At 42.0% G+C, this 2,445-nt stretch carries 3 protein-coding genes and 1 tRNA gene; 1 reads left to right on the top strand and 3 read right to left on the bottom strand.

Annotated elements, in window-relative coordinates; translation table 11 throughout:
• Positions 1-98: 98 nt before the first annotated feature.
• A tRNA-Phe gene (locus MUP17_10400) sits at positions 99-172 on the top strand.
• Positions 173-262: 90 nt separating this feature from the next.
• Here MUP17_10400 and MUP17_10405 read toward each other — a convergent pair.
• The 3 genes from MUP17_10405 to MUP17_10415 all read right to left on the bottom strand — a co-directional run bounded on the left by MUP17_10405 (position 263) and on the right by MUP17_10415 (position 2,305).
• Entirely contained in the window at positions 263-1,027 is a 765-nt protein-coding gene (locus MUP17_10405) for a nucleotidyl transferase AbiEii/AbiGii toxin family protein (GenBank protein ID MCJ7459390.1), read from the bottom strand.
• Between the two features lie 130 nt (positions 1,028-1,157).
• Positions 1,158-1,703, bottom strand: a complete 546-nt coding sequence (locus MUP17_10410; protein MCJ7459391.1) for a hypothetical protein — start codon at positions 1,701-1,703, stop codon at positions 1,158-1,160.
• A 188-nt stretch (positions 1,704-1,891) separates the two neighbouring features.
• A complete protein-coding gene (locus MUP17_10415) occupies positions 1,892-2,305 on the bottom strand; it encodes a transcriptional repressor (GenBank protein MCJ7459392.1) in 414 nt (137 codons plus the stop codon).
• Positions 2,306-2,445 lie beyond the last annotated feature (140 nt).

A 2,445-nucleotide genomic window follows, 5' to 3' on the forward strand; every position in this document is an offset into this window, starting at 1 on the left:
GGTTGGCCAAAAAGATACCTTAATATCCCTGATAAAGCGGAAATAATCGAGTGCGCCTACAAGAAAAGCTCAGACCATCCGAGGTCAGTCGAAAAAGTGCCGAGGTAGCTCAGCCTGGGAGAGCGCTCGGCTGAAGACCGAGCCGTCGCCGGTTCAAACCCGGCCCTCGGCACCTTTGAGCTTATTTTAGCCACTTAGGCATAAATTGAGCGTTATTTGTGGGTATCTGTTGGACGCTTCAAGCTGATGGATTTTCGACAAGTCATAATAATCTCTTTAACTCTTTCAGAACTTGCTCCTTTATTTTTTCAGTGAATTCTGTTGTGACGAATGTTCCCTTCCATGAATCCAAAAATCGTTTATCGGAAATAACTGTAATTACGAGTTCTAGGTTCTTCTCTAATATCTCTGGATGAGCTAGTGTCTTTTTTGCTCTTTCCTCTAGGTCATCTGGGATACCATTTTTCCAGATTAACGTAGCTATATCTCTTATGTCACTGGGTCTGGCAGAAATTATCTTCAGAATCAGATAGTCAGTGTAATCCGGAACGTAGATTTCAATCATTTTTTTGGCAATAGGGATCTTCACTTTCTTGGTTTTCTGCAAGAATTTTTCAGTTATAAAGAATACTTGCTCTTCCATTCTTCCTCGTACTTCTTCTTCCATGAAATCAATTGAAATTTTGGCGCTTCTCCCATCAACCTTCAATAGTCTGATGCATCTCAGAAAACCATAGCTGCCTCTTTTCTCAAAAACTTCTACACTCAAATCTTTAGGCAGTAACTTCTTTATTTTATCTAAATTCCAACCGTCTGATTTCTTCAGGACAAAATCGCAATCCCTCGTGTATCGCGAAAGTGACGTAAAAGCTCTAAGGGCATAACCGCCAACCAACACGATTTTCGGATTTTCAAATCCGTCGGTCTGTTTGGACAACTGCTCGATTATTCTGCTGATCTCCTCCTCTCTCAGGTTCATTATTTCAAAGTGCTTAACCAAGCTCAACAACCTTCTCAATTGCTTCATCGATCTCTCTTTTCACAAAGTCATCCTCCAATTTGGTTTCTCTATGCGGAAACTCCCCCCTGCCCAATTCGCTTAACTGATGAAAACCATACTCCAAAGCCTGTTTGGCCCTAATGTTTGTCTTGGAAATTCATTTCCAATAAGACTCTTTGTACAATCTGTTCAAATTGATCCTGTCTCTGTTTTCGTACAAGGTAGCAAATGCATCTGTGAAAGCCCAGTTCTGCAAGCATTCAATTATATTTTCCTCGATGTCCTCAACGAGCAAGTTTCCGACTTTCCTGTACTTGATCTTGGATGTATCCTTTGCATATTCGACCTCAAAATTCCAACCCTTTTTTCTTGCGAACTCTTTCAATGTTTTTCCATAGGATTTTTCTTTGACCTTCAAGACGTAAATGTCTCTGTGGACAAAGTCATTATTCCAGAATGATGCAGCAGTCTGAGCGGAAACTACTTTGAAGTTCTTGTCTTTCTCCAAAAAGTCCCAAACATCTTTGATCTTAGCAGGAATCCAATACCAACCCCACTTGACCCGCTCAATCAAGCCCTCCTTGGACAACTTGCTCAAATACTCCTTAGCATTCGGCTCGATGCTTTTTACAGACTTTACTCTAACCAAACTTCCTTTGAAGGGCCTCAACTTTTCATTAAACTCTTTCAAGTATTCGGGCATTGACGTTCACCTTTTATTATTGTTTGGCAAACTACTTAAAGATATCCGTTCACCTTTCGAGCTATTTTGGCAAACACCCTTATTCATGCAAAGAGCCAGAATTAGACAAAAACATGTAAAATGGGTTAAGACGGCTTAAACGCTGGCGTAAAGCTAGCCCTCGGCACCACGCGCGCCATGACGCTGATCTATTTCGTTCTGCCGTGGCATTTTTTGCATATACCATAAATGTCTAAGCGTTGTCCTGTCCGCGCGAATTCTGCTTTGGCTGTCACTCTAGCAATCATTTCTTGAGCAGCGTTGTCGTCGAAATCCTGGATGTTGCCGCATTGCAGGCAGATCAGGTTGATGTGGGGTTCCACGTAGGAATCGAATCTTGCCTGGCTCTGTGGCAGATCAAGTTCTTGGATCAGGCCTTGTTCCGTCAGTATTTGAAGTGTTTTGTAGACTGTGGCGAGGCTGACTGTTGGATGAATCTTCTTGACTTCATCGCAGATTCTCTTCGCGCTCGGGTGATCTGGGCTATGGAGTGCAAATCGGCAGATTGCTATCCTTTGTGTTGTAGCTTTGTATCCTTTTTTGCGGAGAGTTTCGATTATCAATGCGTCTGACCTCTGAGAGCGACTCATACGTTTTATTAGATGATAATAAGTCTTAAATAAACCTTCAAGCCCTTCAAATGCTGAGACACTCCAAAACAACAGAAAAGGAGGTGTAAGTGCATGAAAGACAAGCATCTAAC

It is taken from the genome of Candidatus Zixiibacteriota bacterium, assembly GCA_022865345.1.
Classification (GTDB): domain Bacteria; phylum Zixibacteria; class MSB-5A5; order MSB-5A5; family RBG-16-43-9; genus RBG-16-43-9.

What these genes read in the sequence shown, in the direction of transcription:
- MUP17_10405 (MCJ7459390.1), bottom strand. Translation starts at nt 1,027, where the DNA reads ATGAAGCAATTGAGAAGGTTGTTGAGCTTGGTTAAGCACTTTGAAATA.
- MUP17_10410 (MCJ7459391.1), bottom strand. Translation starts at nt 1,703, where the DNA reads ATGCCCGAATACTTGAAAGAGTTTAATGAAAAGTTGAGGCCCTTCAAA.